Annotated in this window: 18 protein-coding genes; 5 read left to right on the top strand and 13 right to left on the bottom strand. The window is 40.5% G+C overall.

What is annotated here, in order from left to right:
• Nucleotides 1-33: 33 nt before the first annotated feature.
• The 7 genes from queD to ala all read right to left on the bottom strand — a co-directional run bounded on the left by queD (nucleotide 34) and on the right by ala (nucleotide 5,157).
• Nucleotides 34-384: a 6-carboxytetrahydropterin synthase QueD gene (gene queD / locus PBV53_RS06265; protein ID WP_270096303.1), complete on the bottom strand. Its 351-nt coding sequence runs from the start codon at nucleotides 382-384 to the stop codon at nucleotides 34-36.
• Nucleotides 384-1,100: a 7-carboxy-7-deazaguanine synthase QueE gene (locus PBV53_RS06260; protein WP_270096302.1), complete on the bottom strand. Its 717-nt coding sequence runs from the start codon at nucleotides 1,098-1,100 to the stop codon at nucleotides 384-386. The genes queD and PBV53_RS06260 overlap by 1 nt, the downstream gene beginning before the upstream one ends.
• The gene (locus PBV53_RS06255) at nucleotides 1,100-1,657 is read right to left on the bottom strand and encodes a DUF366 family protein (protein WP_270096301.1); all 558 of its coding nucleotides are present in this window, start codon (nucleotides 1,655-1,657) and stop codon (nucleotides 1,100-1,102) included. The genes PBV53_RS06260 and PBV53_RS06255 overlap by 1 nt, the downstream gene beginning before the upstream one ends.
• A gap of 13 nt (nucleotides 1,658-1,670) precedes the next feature.
• A complete protein-coding gene (gene queC, locus PBV53_RS06250; RefSeq protein ID WP_270096300.1) occupies nucleotides 1,671-2,369 on the bottom strand; it encodes a 7-cyano-7-deazaguanine synthase QueC in 699 nt (232 codons plus the stop codon).
• A 190-nt stretch (nucleotides 2,370-2,559) separates the two neighbouring features.
• Nucleotides 2,560-2,709 carry a hypothetical protein gene (locus PBV53_RS06245; protein ID WP_270096299.1) on the bottom strand — a complete coding sequence of 50 codons (150 nt, stop codon included), beginning with the start codon at nucleotides 2,707-2,709 and terminating at the stop codon, nucleotides 2,560-2,562.
• A gap of 12 nt (nucleotides 2,710-2,721) precedes the next feature.
• A complete protein-coding gene (locus PBV53_RS06240; protein ID WP_270096298.1) occupies nucleotides 2,722-3,921 on the bottom strand; it encodes a PKD domain-containing protein in 1,200 nt (399 codons plus the stop codon).
• Nucleotides 3,922-4,176: 255 nt separating this feature from the next.
• Nucleotides 4,177-5,157, bottom strand: coding sequence for an alanine dehydrogenase (gene ala, locus PBV53_RS06235; RefSeq protein WP_270096297.1), 981 nt, complete (start codon nucleotides 5,155-5,157; stop codon nucleotides 4,177-4,179).
• 319 nt (nucleotides 5,158-5,476) lie between these two features.
• On the opposite strand from ala, the gene PBV53_RS06230 reads away from it, so the two are divergent.
• Nucleotides 5,477-5,797 (top strand): DUF5658 family protein, encoded by a 321-nt coding sequence (locus tag PBV53_RS06230; protein WP_270096296.1) that lies wholly within the window; start codon nucleotides 5,477-5,479, stop codon nucleotides 5,795-5,797.
• 116 nt (nucleotides 5,798-5,913) lie between these two features.
• On the opposite strand, the gene PBV53_RS06225 is transcribed toward PBV53_RS06230, so the two are convergent.
• Nucleotides 5,914-6,333: a hypothetical protein gene (locus tag PBV53_RS06225; RefSeq protein WP_270096295.1), complete on the bottom strand. Its 420-nt coding sequence runs from the start codon at nucleotides 6,331-6,333 to the stop codon at nucleotides 5,914-5,916.
• Nucleotides 6,334-6,624: 291 nt separating this feature from the next.
• On the opposite strand from PBV53_RS06225, the gene mptN reads away from it, so the two are divergent.
• Genes mptN through truD form a run of 4 tightly spaced genes read left to right on the top strand, consistent with a single transcriptional unit; the run spans nucleotide 6,625 to nucleotide 10,454 of the window.
• Nucleotides 6,625-7,551, top strand: a complete 927-nt coding sequence (gene mptN / locus PBV53_RS06220) for a tetrahydromethanopterin:alpha-L-glutamate ligase (RefSeq protein WP_270096294.1) — start codon at nucleotides 6,625-6,627, stop codon at nucleotides 7,549-7,551.
• 42 nt (nucleotides 7,552-7,593) lie between these two features.
• Nucleotides 7,594-7,941, top strand: coding sequence for a peptidyl-tRNA hydrolase Pth2 (gene pth2 / locus PBV53_RS06215; RefSeq protein WP_011499344.1), 348 nt, complete (start codon nucleotides 7,594-7,596; stop codon nucleotides 7,939-7,941).
• Nucleotides 7,942-7,956: 15 nt separating this feature from the next.
• Nucleotides 7,957-9,123 (top strand): transglutaminase domain-containing protein, encoded by a 1,167-nt coding sequence (locus tag PBV53_RS06210; RefSeq protein WP_270096293.1) that lies wholly within the window; start codon nucleotides 7,957-7,959, stop codon nucleotides 9,121-9,123.
• Nucleotides 9,124-9,134: 11 nt separating this feature from the next.
• Nucleotides 9,135-10,454: a tRNA pseudouridine(13) synthase TruD gene (truD, locus tag PBV53_RS06205; protein WP_270096292.1), complete on the top strand. Its 1,320-nt coding sequence runs from the start codon at nucleotides 9,135-9,137 to the stop codon at nucleotides 10,452-10,454.
• Nucleotides 10,455-10,572: 118 nt separating this feature from the next.
• On the opposite strand, the gene pyrG is transcribed toward truD, so the two are convergent.
• From pyrG to PBV53_RS06185, 5 genes are all read right to left on the bottom strand, one after another.
• The gene (gene pyrG, locus PBV53_RS06200; protein WP_270096291.1) at nucleotides 10,573-12,183 is read right to left on the bottom strand and encodes a glutamine hydrolyzing CTP synthase; all 1,611 of its coding nucleotides are present in this window, start codon (nucleotides 12,181-12,183) and stop codon (nucleotides 10,573-10,575) included.
• A 250-nt stretch (nucleotides 12,184-12,433) separates the two neighbouring features.
• A complete protein-coding gene (locus PBV53_RS06195; RefSeq protein WP_270096290.1) occupies nucleotides 12,434-12,562 on the bottom strand; it encodes a hypothetical protein in 129 nt (42 codons plus the stop codon).
• Between the two features lie 18 nt (nucleotides 12,563-12,580).
• Entirely contained in the window at nucleotides 12,581-12,745 is a 165-nt protein-coding gene (locus PBV53_RS09650; RefSeq protein WP_369123346.1) for a M48 metallopeptidase family protein, read from the bottom strand.
• Nucleotides 12,723-12,884, bottom strand: a complete 162-nt coding sequence (locus PBV53_RS06190; RefSeq protein WP_270096289.1) for a hypothetical protein — start codon at nucleotides 12,882-12,884, stop codon at nucleotides 12,723-12,725. The genes PBV53_RS09650 and PBV53_RS06190 overlap by 23 nt, the downstream gene beginning before the upstream one ends.
• Before the next feature lies 1 nt (nucleotide 12,885).
• Nucleotides 12,886-14,712: an AAA family ATPase gene (locus PBV53_RS06185; RefSeq protein WP_270096288.1), complete on the bottom strand. Its 1,827-nt coding sequence runs from the start codon at nucleotides 14,710-14,712 to the stop codon at nucleotides 12,886-12,888.
• Between the last annotated feature and the right edge of the window lie 74 nt (nucleotides 14,713-14,786).

Genomic DNA, 14,786 nt, shown 5'->3' with positions numbered 1-14,786 from the left:
TCTTAAAGATATAGATATAGGTTTTGGAATGTATCAGTCAAACCCATTCAATTCGCACCATTTTCCATGACCTTCCCATACCTTTACAGATACTGGAAGCCCAAGCTGCTCAAAAAGCTGACCATGCATGTGTTCACAGATATTTTCGGCACTTGGGAAAGGAAGAACGTCATTCAAGAGCTTATGGTCGTATGTTTTGAGGATCTCCTTTACGATCTTCTTAATAATGTAAAAATCCATGACCATTCCATTCTCTTGTTTCTCGCCTTCCAGAACTATCTCTATTTTATAGGTGTGACCGTGGACTATACCACAGGTCTCGTGTTCCGGCAAATAGTGTGCACTGTCAATGTATTCTATTATTCCAAGTCTCATTTTTGTCATTATAAACAACCCCACATTTTGTGTGTCTGAGGAATTATTAATGTATCCACTGAATCAAGCAGGTCTTTTTGCAATTGAAGCAAAAATTCAATGCCTGATGAAAAATGTTTTTGTGTTACCGGTTGAAGCACAACACAGGAAACATAGTCGGATATAGCATCCACCATCCTGTATACATCATCCGGAACAGTATCCTTTGTGACCACCAGTTTACAGAAACATTCCCTGTCCTTTGTCTGTCTGAGTGTTCTAAAACATTCGATGGTCTGTTCAAGATGTGTCACAAGGTCCTCACCTTCGAACTCATCTATGAGTTTAATGTCTCCTGAAACGTAAGAGACCTTATCTTTGATCTTTTCCGCCATATTAGGCAATGTCATATTCGATTCCAGATACAATGGATGAGGGATATCCATCTTGGAAATGAAATCCGCATGGAGAAGAGGTTCACCCCCAGTCAGGGAAACTGAATGGATATTGCCATAATTGCCAAGGAGTTCACTGACCTGAGAGATCACAAGAGGATTCGGGATGTTCTCAAAGCTGTTCGAACCCGGTGTTCTTTCAAACATGCAGACACTGGGGTCTACCGGTTCGGTATCACAATAGGAACAATTCAGATTGCATCCAATGAAACGCACGAATGCCTGCCTCACACCAACATGAGGACCTTCGCCCTGAACTGAACAGAATATCTCACTTATGGGAGCTTCCATCAGATCACATCCAAGGGCCTTGATTTTCGCAGGTCTTTTTCAATATCATGGATCTCAGCAACATATCGATCACCAATGTCAGCAAGTAAGCTTACTGCCCTGGCCTCATCGATACCGACATCAGTGAGGTTACCATAGAAATCATGGTAGACATTTATCCCAAAATGGATCTTCTGGGATACTGCCGAAGTGCTGGCAATCGATATCGTCAGTTTTTTGCCATTTACAAAAAGGTCATCCCCCTGACGGGTGGTAACGATACCATTAGCAAACAAAGATTCTGCAACAATTGAAGTAAAGAGCCGCTGTCTCGCATATACCAATTTAAGGTCAGTGGAATCGAAGTGCTCTATTAAGAAATGCAGCATATCCGTAGAATAGATGGAATCGCCCATCCTTTTGTCTTCAAGGTCTATCATATGTTCTATCTTGACATCGCATCCGCCTCTGAAGGCAACGATGGAATCATACTGAACACCTTTCAGGTTATACGCCCAGAGCGAAGATATCTGGCTGCCATCATAATGTACTTTTTCATCTAGAACGATACATTCCATTACAAACACCTTATCATTTTAAGTCAGCTCGTTTTTTAGTAAGAGGATCTTCGAACTCAGAGACCAGGAATGCACGCTTCCTCCTCATGCAACTTTCACAAACCCCACAAGGCACTTCAGCCCCATGGTAGCAGCTCCAGCTCCATTCAAGTGGTGCACCCAATTCCATTGCTTTGCGCACTATTGAGACCTTATCCATATCAATAAGTGGTGCGAGTACTTTTACACCGTTAGCAGTTGAATAGGAAAAACATTCATCCACTGCGTTCACGAACTCTTTGGAATTATCTGGAAATGTTTTTGCCTCTTCACCATTGAAGCCTGCGATGACATATTCACATCCATAGTTTTCAGCAAAGCTTGCTGCAATATTAATGAAGACCCCATTCCTGTTGGGCACCCAGACGTTCTTTGCAGAATCCACAGTGATGTTAGAAGCATCATCCACAATGTCTTCAATAGACAGTTCCGGAACATCAAGCTCCTTGTTCACAAGAGAGGTGTTCGTTATGGAACCAAGCCATTTCAGTGGAATGATCCTATGCTCGATATCATAGTGCTCACAGACAGCTCGGGAATTTTCGATCTCCTTTTCAACGGAGCGTTGACCATAATCGAATGTCAGTGCCATTACAACTTCATGGTCCTGTAATGCAATTGCAAGAGCGGCTACTGAATCAAGACCACTGCTCAGTAATAATATTGACCTCATGACAAAACTCCGAAATAATATATTATGCAGATATTACCTTAGTAATATCCCAGTATTATTTAAAGTTGCCGAGAATAAAAAATAGCAGCAGATCGATCCATGAAAACGTGATCATCAGACCATTAAAAAAGAGAAAATAGATTTTGTAAAAATATATTGAAACTAAATTTGAAAAAAGAAGGGAAAAGGATCAGCATGCCATCCTGACTGGGATGATCCCTGACTGGTCCACCATTGCGGATTCAAGACAGTGGATCGTACAATACTGCTCCTTCATGCGAGTATCATAAACGACCATCTCACCACCACAATTCTTACATTTTACTTTTACAAGTTCCATATCGTACCACCTTTATTTTTTTCTTTGAAAAAGGAACATCGATCCCAACACAATAAGCACAGGAAGTGCTATCGTTGGGAATTCAGGGACCTCTTCTGAAAAATATGATATAACCGTGTCAACCTTGACATCATTAACATTGAAATTGGTAGCTGTCAATGACACATCGTAAGTGCCTGAAGTATTGTACACATAAACAAACTCCGATGCATTGGAATCCTCAACCTCATCCCCATTCACATCCCAGGAAATGCTGGTAGCATTTTGGGAAAGATCAGTGAACATGACACTGAATGGGGGTACCCCGGAAGACACATTTGTAGTGAAATCAGCGATCACCACAAGCGATTGTAAAGAACTACCATAATAATGGCTTGGGTCACCATCCTGGATAGTTTCTTCACCGTAGGCATTTAGCCCATCAGTACCAGATTCTGCACTGACATAACCTATGTTCGAATACTGCCCTTCTGTAGAGACACCGGACTTGAAAAGGGTATGATTCTCACCAACGCCAAGGGTACCGATCGATCCAATATGCCCTTCAATGTCATCAGTCACATTAACAGAGGTCAATGCGATAGTACCAGTATTCGTAACCACATATGTCCAGTTAACCTCAGAACCGACCGGTATAATTGGACCCGTACCAGTATCTGCATCCTGTCCGTTAGTAAACTTCTCAATCGATATTGAAGGACCAACTTCAGAGATACTTACTGAGATATGGCCAACAATTGTCTTTGTATCACTGCCGTTTGTATTGGTTGCATTTATCGAGACATTATAGGTACCTGCTGAATTGTAAACATACACGAACTCAGAGGAGCTGGAATCTTCGATACCATCTCCATTAACGTCCCAGGAAATACTGGTAGCATTTGAGGAACGGTCAGTAAACTTAACGCTAAGAGGAACAGAACCAACTGTCACATTGGAAGCAAGATCAGCCACAGGTAGGATCGATGCAGTAACCGGACTCAATGGACTTGCAGGTTCTTGAGGAACATAGTCTCCATTTGACACCATAATAGGAAGAACTTCATCGACCTTTAATGTGGTTTTATTATACGACTCGGTGAAATTACTTTCATGACTGCCGCTACCCGGATTCTGCGGAAGTTCAGGAGGAACATTTGTGATTGTAGTGAAGCCACTCAAAAGTAAAGTGATAAACAATAAGAGTAACACAGGTATTATAACTGATTTCATATACACCACCAACAAACTATTTAATCGCTACTTAATTGCAGGGATAAAGATGAATAATATATAAATATATCTATATCAAACAATATAATTATAATTATAATGACATGCGTGGCTGCAATGTTTTTATTTCAAAAAAAAGGATGCGAAAAGCATCAGAATATATATTCACCAGGAATATTTAAATCGGCTTATCGTATAGAATAGATAATCAGCAATATATAATAGTGTAGAATTAACTGGCAGATATAACATATTTTAGAACATTGAAAGAGATCTACCCAATCCCCTTTCCTTTGCAGCATTATAAACGATAGTTGCAGTTGCAATATCCTGAATTGCAAGCCCAGTGGAATCAAAAACAGTAATTTCCGACTCATTCTCCCTGCCAGCTTTGACCCCGGCGATCACTTCCCCAATTTCAGCCCAGATGTCATCGGAGGTTATGACCCCATCTGACAAAGGAACATTCACTTCCCCTGAATGTGATGCCTGAACAATATCATCCACGACCACCTTTGCACGGGTCAGAAGCATCGGATCAAGTTCTTCTTTACCAGCAGCATCCGCACCTATGGCATTGATATGAGTGCCAGGTTTGACCCATTTGGACATAACGACCGGTTCTCTGACAGGGGTCACAGTAACAAGGATATCACAATCACAGACCTCCTCCACAGAAGATGCCACAATTATTTCAGCACCTATCTTTTGCATCATATCCCCCCTGAACCCTTCAGCCCGGTCCGTGCTTCTATCATAGGCTTTTACTTGATGAATATCAAAGACAAGAGAAAGTGCCATCAACTGGGTCTTTGCCTGATTTCCAGTACCAACGATACCTACAACATGTGAATCCTTACGCGCAAGATATTTTGCAGCAACCCCTCCGGCAGCACCAGTACGCAGATCAGTAAGATAGGTCCCATCCATCACCGCAAGAGGCTGACCGGTCTCTGTTGAGTTCAGGACTACCAGAGCCATCACCGAAGGCAGACCTTTAGAACGATTATCCGGGTGAACATTGACTATCTTCACACCCGTAACATCCTGCTCCTCAAGATAGGCAGGCATTGTTCGAAGGTCACCGTTGTGTTTATCAAAATACAGATAGGATTTAGGAGGCATTTGAACTTTCTTTCTACCATGTTGTTCAAATGCCTTTTCAACAGCTTCCATTACCGCAGAAAGCTCGAGAATCGATCTTACGTCATTCTGATCCAACCATAGAATATCCATGTTATATAACCCCAATAATTAAATGGCAGTGAAAGCTATAAACTTACTGGAGAATTTTTATTTCTCGGTTTTAACTATAATATGCATAATTGGCGTAATTATATGAGTATATTTATATTTTCAGTTTTTTTGAATGTAATAAGACATAAATAGAATTTGTAACATAGTTGATATATCCGACTAAATATCGGAAAGTGGTGTGGTTGATTACGGCATTAAACAATTAAGAGAAGAATTGAAACACGTTTTAGTAGAGATTCTACTCTCGATAATGGCAATACCCCCCGTAGCCAACAGGCTCTTTCCCGGAGGCAATGTTATGAGTAAGTTATTATCTTTCTTACATGACATCCGATACGTCCTTTTGTTCTACATAGTCGGGGATCTCCTGACCACATACATAGGAATAAATGGAGGACATGGGTTCGAATCGAATCCATTCCTTCCATCCTTTGGCCTGACCTTTCTATTAAAGCTCTTATACATATGCCTGTTAGGTATCCTCTACATCAGAACGCTTGAAAGACCGATCTTATGGAATTTCACAAGGCACACAATAGTATTGATCGGAATATTTGCCACAGTGAACAATATTATAGTCATTTATTATGGGTATTCACCCATTCAGCTGGTTATCTAATGGCAAAGGTCAAGTATTGAATTCACCAGAACGGGAATCGAACCTTTGACGCACTTCCTCAAAAACTCGGATTTTTGGTGTTAGCCATATCCCCGACTTACTATGCGTTGACCTCATTAATTTTTATTTGATGGTAAACGAGCTGGTTCAAAGGATTCATCATAAACATCTTTAAATTCCAATTGTTCAATTGCTGAGAATGAAATGATTTTTTCTTTTGTTTCTCGCACTACAAACTTCGCCTCACCACTAGGGCGAACACGCCCTCCTGTCCCACTTAGTGGGTAGTACAGGATATACTTACTTTCTCTATACCTTTCTTTAACATTTTTTAACTTAAATCCAGCAGGCAAAAGCATGACATCATCAATAGTGCCTTCGATTTCAAAATATTGGTTAATCAGTTCAGCATCATGATCTTTGCGTGGTTGTTTAAGCGAATGAGTGATTATTATAATCTCTTTACCTTTCATATCATTCCAATATTTGTAATATGAATAGACATCTTTGAAAATTCCAAAAATATCACCAAGCATTTAAAATCACTCCTTATTGTCCCATAATGTGAAATACATATTTGTTACTTGTTATTGCTGCCATATTCATGATATTTCGTCAAATTGTCTATTCTTAACTTATTATTTTGGATAGAAACACTGGGACCAATTTGTACTAATGGTCCTTTTATCCAAATATAGTATTATCCTTACCAAACATGGCGAAAGTATTACAGATTTAAACTTTTTGAGAATGGATACTTGAGAACTTTACATAAAGATCGATCACTTTGCGATATATTGATGTACTCATAAAAGAGATTTATTCCAATGAAACATATTGGAATCATCATCACGGACCAGAGCGATCCAACGGCTCAGGCATTTCAAAAAGGTTGTGAGTCTAACAATATAAGACCTCACATGATCGACCTTCGGAGAAGGAACGTCACCGTTGGAGAAAGTCTAAGTTCACAGATCACAGATATTGACCTTCAACAATTGGATGCGATAATAGTAAGAGATGTTGGAGCAGGGGCTTTTGATGGGGTTTCGTTCCGTTTCGATGTACTAAGGCAGCTGGAACAGGAAGGTGTGCTGATAGTGAATTCACCGGGATCGATACAGAGCGCTGCCAACAAGTATTATGCATCCAGCCTCATGGCAAAGGCAGGACTACCCATACCCAAAACAATGGTATTTCAGGACACAGGAGATGCATTGAAGGTCATTGACACGCTGGAAGATGCGGTGATCAAGCCTATTTTCGGATATAAGGGTAAAGACATTGTTCGAATAAAGGACGGAGCTATCATCAACAATGATGGAACCATAAATGACTCCGACTTGGAAGGGACGATCGATTCGATCCTTGAGCAGAGAGGAATGTTACACATACAGGAATATATTGTCAATCCGGGAAGGGACATACGTGCCTTCGTGGTCAATGGAAAAGTGATAGCATCGATATACAGGACTGCGCCGGAAGGTGCTTGGATCAATAATCTGAGCCAGGGTGGCAGCGAGTCCCGCTGCGAACTGTCCTCGCAACAGATAGAACTTTGCATAAAGGCTTCAAGATCAATAGGTACACACTTTGCAGGGGTCGATCTGATAGAGGACTTGAATGGGAACGATGACAGTGATAAAAGCCTGATACTGGAGATAAATGCCACACCTTCTGTGGCAGGCATTTATAAAGCATGGGGAATTAATGCTGCAGAATATATAGTCAGCGATATTAGCAGCGAGCTATAATAATGGAGATACCATATTCGTTGTTAACCGGAGAACTTTTAGATGGTAGAATATAAGCAGTGTATCATTATCAGGGATGACCTGAAACTTTCAAAGGGAAAGCTTGCAGTACAGGTAGCTCATGCTGCTGTATCTGCTGCAGAGTGGGCAAGCCGATCAGACCTTGAGAACTGGAAAGAAGGCGGACAAAAGAAAGTGGTCTTGCGTGTGGAGAAACTTCAGGACCTTTTCGAACTTAAAGAAAAGGCAAGACGGGAAGGATTATCTACCGCACTGATAACAGATGCCGGACTTACCGAGATAGCTCCCGGAACAGTTACCGTATTGGGCATCGGTCCTGCCAGAGCGGACTACATAGATAAGGTCACAGGTAACCTTAAACTGGTTTAAGAAAGAGGCTATAGAATGGTAGATGGTAGGTCATTGCTGACAGCATTGGCTACTGTAATGGTAGTTGTAATTGTTGCATTGTTCCTGACATTCACTTCCACCGTGGATATCACAGATGTAAAGGACCTGTCTATCAACAGTTTATTTACAGGAAATGGCAAGAATATTCTGGAGAACGGTGAACTGACCATCCCGACAGTGAATGGAGAACGTAGTACACCAATAGAGAATAAACCACATGCCAGCTCAACATTTTCACCGGGTTACGCAATATCTACATCTTATCAGCACACTGGACTTTACAAGGGAAGTACAGGGGTGGTTGACATCACGGTTGAGAATTCAGGAGAAACGACCCTTTTCATATACGAATACGGTATAGAGCCCTATGGCGGAAGTTTCAGGAGCTATTCCACAGGTTATACCATCGAACCGGGAGATGAAGAGCACATAGGGTTCATTTGCATAGATGTCCCAACAAATACAGATACTGTTGAGATGAAGATCGGACTGGGAATTCTTGCAAAAGGAAGCTCAGGTACATGGTACGATTACGGAACTGAGTTCTTCGAAGAGATAGAGATAGATATCGAGCCCATTCCACCAACTACCGATATAGAATACTTTTACAATACAGAACCATTCTTTACGGCTACCAATGACAAGATCGATCCACGCAACGAGGATGTTCGGGCAGTCGCTGCATCTGCAATTGCCATGTATCCGGGAGAATATAATGTTTACCAGCTCTGTGCTTTGTTCGATCATGTAAAGAACGATGTCAAATACATGAGCGATCCAAGGGGAAATGATTACTGGGCAACTCCAAATGAAACCCTTAAAGTTAAGGCCGGTGACTGCGATGATTCAGCGATCCTCCTTTCATCCCTTATTGAGGCCATTGGAGGTACGAGCCGGTTATATATCACCGACACCCATGTCTTTGCTACTGCATATATAGGAAAAGGTGAAGAGGCCTCGAAGATAACCGATGCTGTGAAAGATAAGTATGGTTGTATACCCGTATATTATGCCACCGATGAATATGGTTCCTGGCTTATAATGGACACAACATCAGGACTTTATGCAGGCGGTCTTTCTGCAGATGCCACGCCTTCCGCAGATGGCTGGAAGTTCACCGATACTGAAGAAGTAATTATCATCGACATAGTCCCCAAATAAAGGAGAGACACATGAATAACGTTCCAAATGTAGAAAAAAAGATAGGAATTGACCTATACACAACTAAAACTCCAGGTATTGGAGGTAAACTGCGCCAACAGACCGAGGACTTCGGGGTCATAGAGATCACGAACAGGGAAGAAGGTGCCGAAGGTAAATATCTGATAGTAGAACTTACAAAACGCAACTGGGAAACCCATCACCTTATCAGGGACCTGACACGAATATTAAGGATCAGCCAGAAACGTGTTGGTTTTGCAGGTACCAAGGACAAGAGAGCTGTGACAACTCAGAAGATCAGTATCTATGACATGGACGAGGAAGAACTACAAAATGTCCATCTTAAAGACACAGAGTTGAAGATACTGGGCCGATCAAATAAGAGTCTGGAACTTGGAGATCTGACCGGAAATGAGTTCATCATCACGGTAAGAGATATCGACATCGATGAGAATGAGCTTGAGAGCAGGCTTTCCCAGACCACTGCATCCATTAAAGAACAGGGCGGCGTACCTAACTTTTTCGGGATACAGCGCTTCGGTGCATTAAGACCCATCACGCATGTGGTCGGCGAATCAATTGTAAGAAATGATATTGAAAAAGCGGCACTGGCATATATTGCAGCATCATATCCCGATGAACCTGAAGATACACAACAAGTACGCGACCGCGTGTTCGAAACAAGGAACTACGTCGAAGGGCTGAAAGAATACCCTCTGCAATTAAGGTATGAACGTGCAATGATGCATCACCTTGTCTCCAGCCCTGAAGACTATGCAGGTTCTTTTGAGACACTGCCAGCAAACATCAGGAAGATGTTCGTCCATGCTTACCAGTCGTACATATATAACACCATAATATGTACCAGGATAAAGAAAGGATTACCTTTGAACCGTGCTGTCGTGGGAGATATAGTCTGTTTTAAGAACAAGGCAGGACTGCCTGACAAATCTAGAAATGAAAGGGTCACAGAAGACAATATCGATGGCATGAACAATCTTGTCAGAAGGAACAGGGCCTTTGTCACAGCACCTCTTATAGGACATAGCTCAGAACTTGCAGCTGGAGTTCCCGGAGAGATAGAGAGAGAGGCCATTGAGGAGTTGAACGTGCCCATAGAAGGTTTCAAGGTGCCTTCCATGGAAGAGCTGAGCTCAAAGGGATTGAGGCGAGAGATATTGTTATCAGCAGATCCGAAATACACCATCGGAGAGGATGAACTCAACGAAGGGAAATACAAGGTGACACTTGATTTCAGTCTCCCAAAGGGCAGTTACGCCACGACCATACTAAGAGAATATATGAAGGTCGAGCCTTTGAAGATGAGCTGAGCCTTGGCCCTAAAAGATAAAGAGCATTTCGAGAAGACAGAGATACATAAATAAATAGAATTGTAACACTGGTCAAAAAGTGTTACAAATAATATAATATGAAAGGAAGAAAGATCGCTTACTGATCTTTCATTTCTTTGCTCTTTTTAAGCATTGCATCCATAAAGGCCTTGAAGGGTGGGGAAGGTCTGCCAGGTCGGGATTTGAACTCCGGGTGGAATTGGGATGCGAAGTAGAAATCATTTGAAGGAACTTCTGCAATTTCCATCCTGTTCTTGTTCTTTCCGGAAAAGATCATGCCAGCTTCTTCGATCCTATCCACATAGTTAGGGTTTACTTCATACCTATGCCTATGGCGCTCGGTAATGACCGATTCGCCGTATATGGATTCAGCAAGGGAACCCTCCTTAAGAGTGGCCTCATAATCACCAAGACGCATGGTAGCTCCCATGTCCACCACATCCTCCTGTTCAGGCAACAGATCGATCACCGGATAAGGGGTGTTCTCATTGAACTCACTGCTATTTGCACCTTCGAGTCCAGCGACATTCCTTGCAAACTCTATGACAGCAAGCTGCATACCCAGACAAAGTCCAAGATACGGGATGTTGTTCTCACGGGCATACTGGATAGCAAGCATCTTTCCTTCGGTCCCACGTTCGCCAAATCCTCCGGGAACGAGAATTCCGTCAAAACCAGTCAATTTTTCGACCTCACTGGGATCGTCATCGAACGCTTCAGCATCGAACCAGGTTATATCGAAATTACAACCGGTTTCAATCGCTCCGTGTTTGAGGGATTCCACAATACTGATATATGAATCCTCGAGGTGTGTATATTTACCGACAATTGCCACATTCACTCTGCCCTTGCAATTGTTCATCCTCACGACCATCTCTTTCCATCTGGTGTCCTCGACCTCAAGTTTGGATTCGAGGAGTAGCTTCTTTAAGAGGAAATTGCTCATCCCCTCATTTTCAAGCTGGAGGGGCACTTCATAAATATCTGCAGAATCATGTGCACTAATGACAGCCTCTACAGGCACGTCACAGAAAAGAGCGATCTTGGACCGGGTACTTTCCGTAAGTGCTTTTTTGCCTCTTGCAACAATTACATGCGGGGTCAGACCCAGTTCCCTTAGTTCTTTAACAGAATGCTGTGTTGGCTTTGTTTTTTGGTCCCCTTGAGAGTCAATGGGTACCAGGGTCACATGAAGGAATGCAATATTCTCAGGTGATTCTTCCCTGTACATCTGCCTTACTGCTTCAAGGAAAGGCATACTTTCAATATCACCGACAGTTCCACCTACTTCAATAAGACAGACATCAGCACCACTTTTAGCAGCGATCCTCCTAATACGACCCTTGATCTCGTTCGTTATATGAGGGATGATCTGTACGGTCTTACCCAGGTATTCACCTTTTCGTTCCTTGTCAATGACCGTCTGATAGATCTTTCCAGTAGTTAGGTTGTGGTCCCTTGTGAGTTCAGTATCAAGGAACCTTTCATAATTACCCAGATCAAGATCGACCTCGCCCCCATCTTTAAGGACATAGACCTCACCGTGCTGGTAAGGACTCATTGTACCTGCATCAATATTGATGTAGGGGTCGATCTTTATTGCTGTTACCTTATAACCTTTGTTTTTCAGATTCCTGCCGACTGAAGCCGTTGTGATCCCTTTTCCAAGACCACTCATGACACCGCCGGTAACTATGATATATTTCATTTATGCTTTTCGGTACACATGATAGACATTCCCTTTATGGTGTACCTACTTCCTCCTGTGTGAATAGATGATTTTAACATGAGTACAATATCACACGATAATAAAAATGTACTGTCAAAAAAAGTAGAACCAGGAAGCTCATAAAATGTTAATCTAAGCTCATTGTAGAGATGCTATAATATCAAAATATAAATATATGTTACAGTATGAAATGTCTACTGTGTGGCTGTGAGATTAGCTCTCACGCACATCACATATTCCTAATCTTGTTCTTAGTTTCAGCAAATAGTAGATTATTTGCATCCATTTCTCTTTCAGCCCATGTTACTATTTTTTCAAGATAATAATGAAGCTTTTCTTTTAAAATTATTAATTTCACATACCTAAAAAATACTCATCAAACATTCAACATTTTCCCATTGACCCTCAACCATTCTTTCCTTATCTTATAATCTGGCAGAATGGTCTTAATGGAATTACAATATTTTTTTGAATGGTCTTTGTACTTCAAATGGCACATTTCATGAACAACCACATAATCAATAATGGATGTTTTTGCCATCACAATCTTCCAATTGAATCGCAATTAGTTCTTCTTGGGGCAGTTGCCCCATTCCCCCTTTCAAATCCTGAATATAAATCAATACTGACTCTTCTACAAGGGCATATTCATTCATCTGGATTTGGGGTTCATCAGGCATTTTATTCAACTTCTTTTATTTTAGCGTGTATGTTTGTAAGGAACTGAACGTATGTTGGATATTCATCTTTTAGTTGTCCAACAGATTTGCTTCTTATGTCATTAATTACTGTTTGTACAATATGTTTTTTCAAAACTGTAGGGTCATATTTAGATTCAGATTGTGTTCTTAATATTGCTTTTATCTGGCTCATAATGGGCTTATCTTTTGTAGGGGTGAAACTCAGTCCATACAGTCCATTCACAGAGCTAATAACAAGATTTTCTGGAAGAATATCTTCCATTTCTGCATCCCTTTTAGAAATATCAACAAAATCTTTTAACTCGAAAGAATTATCTGTAAATTCAGCATTAGCCACACGTATTGATTCTAATGCTCCTCTGCCAGCATTATCTGAATCTACTAAAACAAATCCATTGATAAACCTACTATGGAAAAAATTTACATATTTGGCAATTTCACCAGTACCTGTGGCTACTATTGTTTGAATTTTTGCAGGCTGGATTTCATCTTCAAATTTGTCTGTAAATATATCAAAAATATCTTTGTCCGTCCTTCCTTCTAATACCAAGATATTGGGTTGAATCAATTCAAAAATAGAAGTTCCTAATGCATTATATATAACTTCATCCTCAAGTGGATTTTTTGGGTCAACCTTTTTAATAACTGTTTTTGAGTTATCTTTTTTGACAGTATAATGTCTATCCAGATTCTTTTTGTCAACCATAAAAATGGAGTGTGAAGAAGCAAGAACAATATTCCTGATTCCAATTTGCATTAGTTCATCACGGAGACACTTGATGCTTCCAGGATGGAGACTTATTTCAGGTTCATCCAATAGAATTATATTATTCTTTAATTGTTTTGCCTTATTTTTTATTGATATAGAAAGTAGTATGGAGATAAATTGTTTGAAACCATCACTTCTTTGTTCCATACTGAATGTTTGGTTAGTGTTGTCTTTGTCTTCAACATAAATATCGCACAGATTGTTGCTTTCCATCCTTATTCCGATATTTATTGGATGGTCTGACCAAATTTCATTTATGTGGTCAGTAATGGCTTTAGACAAATCCCTTTCAACTTCTCTTCGAATATCAAAACTCGTTTGTATTCTAGCCACAATCTTTGCAATATCCTCTCCATTGTAACCAAACAATTGAAAAATATGCTTCAGTGGAATGGATGTATCTGGATTGTTTTTGAAATTTTCTAGGTTGATAGGATTGGTTATAAGATATTCATCGGAATATTTCCAATAGATGATTTGTGGAATTAATGTATCGATAGCTGCTTTTGCTTGCTCGTTCACAATTTTTTCAAGGTTAGTCCTATCAGCATAGTCAGCTACTCCCACTATCAACTTTCCAAGAAATGTCCCCCAATTTTCTTCATCATCTGGTTGTAGAATGTCTGAGACTCCTTTTGATTGATGAACGACATAACCTTCTTGCCGATGTGAATTTTCACCAAATTGAATTATTTTTTCAATATAATAAGGCTCAGATACATTGGTTAATCCTGTTGGCAAAGTAAGTGAAATATCATAAGAAGCTAGCTTCTTCTCTAGTTCGTCTTCTTTTGTTATTCCAAAAATATATCTCAAAATTATTGGTTTGCTCTTTTTTAATGCAGATTTATTACAATCATTATTGTATTCCACTTTTTTATCAGGTGATAGCAGAGCAATTGCTTTTAGTATGTTACTTTTCCCAGCTTCATTTATCCCAAAAAAGGAATGGAACTTACATCCTGCAATTTCTCTAATATCGATTTCAAGATGTTCAATGCTCCGATAATTTTCAATAATTATTTTCTTCAGTAACAATTAATTCACATCCACTCTGACTTTGCCTGTTAGTAAATCTTGCATGAGACCTTTTTTAAGTTCTTCCAGACCAT

The organism is Methanococcoides alaskense (assembly GCF_027594145.1).
Taxonomy (GTDB): domain Archaea; phylum Halobacteriota; class Methanosarcinia; order Methanosarcinales; family Methanosarcinaceae; genus Methanococcoides; species Methanococcoides alaskense.
Note: the sequence above shows the minus strand (reverse complement) of the source record. Positions and strands in the feature narration are given on the sequence as shown.

What these genes read in the sequence shown, in the direction of transcription:
- queD (WP_270096303.1), bottom strand. Translation starts at nt 384, where the DNA reads ATGACAAAAATGAGACTTGGAATAATAGAATACATTGACAGTGCACAC.
- PBV53_RS06260 (WP_270096302.1), bottom strand. Translation starts at nt 1,100, where the DNA reads ATGGAAGCTCCCATAAGTGAGATATTCTGTTCAGTTCAGGGCGAAGGT.
- PBV53_RS06255 (WP_270096301.1), bottom strand. Translation starts at nt 1,657, where the DNA reads ATGGAATGTATCGTTCTAGATGAAAAAGTACATTATGATGGCAGCCAG.
- queC (WP_270096300.1), bottom strand. Translation starts at nt 2,369, where the DNA reads ATGAGGTCAATATTATTACTGAGCAGTGGTCTTGATTCAGTAGCCGCT.
- PBV53_RS06245 (WP_270096299.1), bottom strand. Translation starts at nt 2,709, where the DNA reads ATGGAACTTGTAAAAGTAAAATGTAAGAATTGTGGTGGTGAGATGGTC.
- PBV53_RS06240 (WP_270096298.1), bottom strand. Translation starts at nt 3,921, where the DNA reads ATGAAATCAGTTATAATACCTGTGTTACTCTTATTGTTTATCACTTTA.
- ala (WP_270096297.1), bottom strand. Translation starts at nt 5,157, where the DNA reads ATGGATATTCTATGGTTGGATCAGAATGACGTAAGATCGATTCTCGAG.
- PBV53_RS06230 (WP_270096296.1), top strand. Translation starts at nt 5,477, where the DNA reads ATGAGTAAGTTATTATCTTTCTTACATGACATCCGATACGTCCTTTTG.
- PBV53_RS06225 (WP_270096295.1), bottom strand. Translation starts at nt 6,333, where the DNA reads ATGCTTGGTGATATTTTTGGAATTTTCAAAGATGTCTATTCATATTAC.
- mptN (WP_270096294.1), top strand. Translation starts at nt 6,625, where the DNA reads ATGAAACATATTGGAATCATCATCACGGACCAGAGCGATCCAACGGCT.
- pth2 (WP_011499344.1), top strand. Translation starts at nt 7,594, where the DNA reads ATGGTAGAATATAAGCAGTGTATCATTATCAGGGATGACCTGAAACTT.
- PBV53_RS06210 (WP_270096293.1), top strand. Translation starts at nt 7,957, where the DNA reads ATGGTAGATGGTAGGTCATTGCTGACAGCATTGGCTACTGTAATGGTA.
- truD (WP_270096292.1), top strand. Translation starts at nt 9,135, where the DNA reads ATGAATAACGTTCCAAATGTAGAAAAAAAGATAGGAATTGACCTATAC.
- pyrG (WP_270096291.1), bottom strand. Translation starts at nt 12,183, where the DNA reads ATGAAATATATCATAGTTACCGGCGGTGTCATGAGTGGTCTTGGAAAA.
- PBV53_RS09650 (WP_369123346.1), bottom strand. Translation starts at nt 12,745, where the DNA reads ATGGCAAAAACATCCATTATTGATTATGTGGTTGTTCATGAAATGTGC.
- PBV53_RS06190 (WP_270096289.1), bottom strand. Translation starts at nt 12,884, where the DNA reads ATGCCTGATGAACCCCAAATCCAGATGAATGAATATGCCCTTGTAGAA.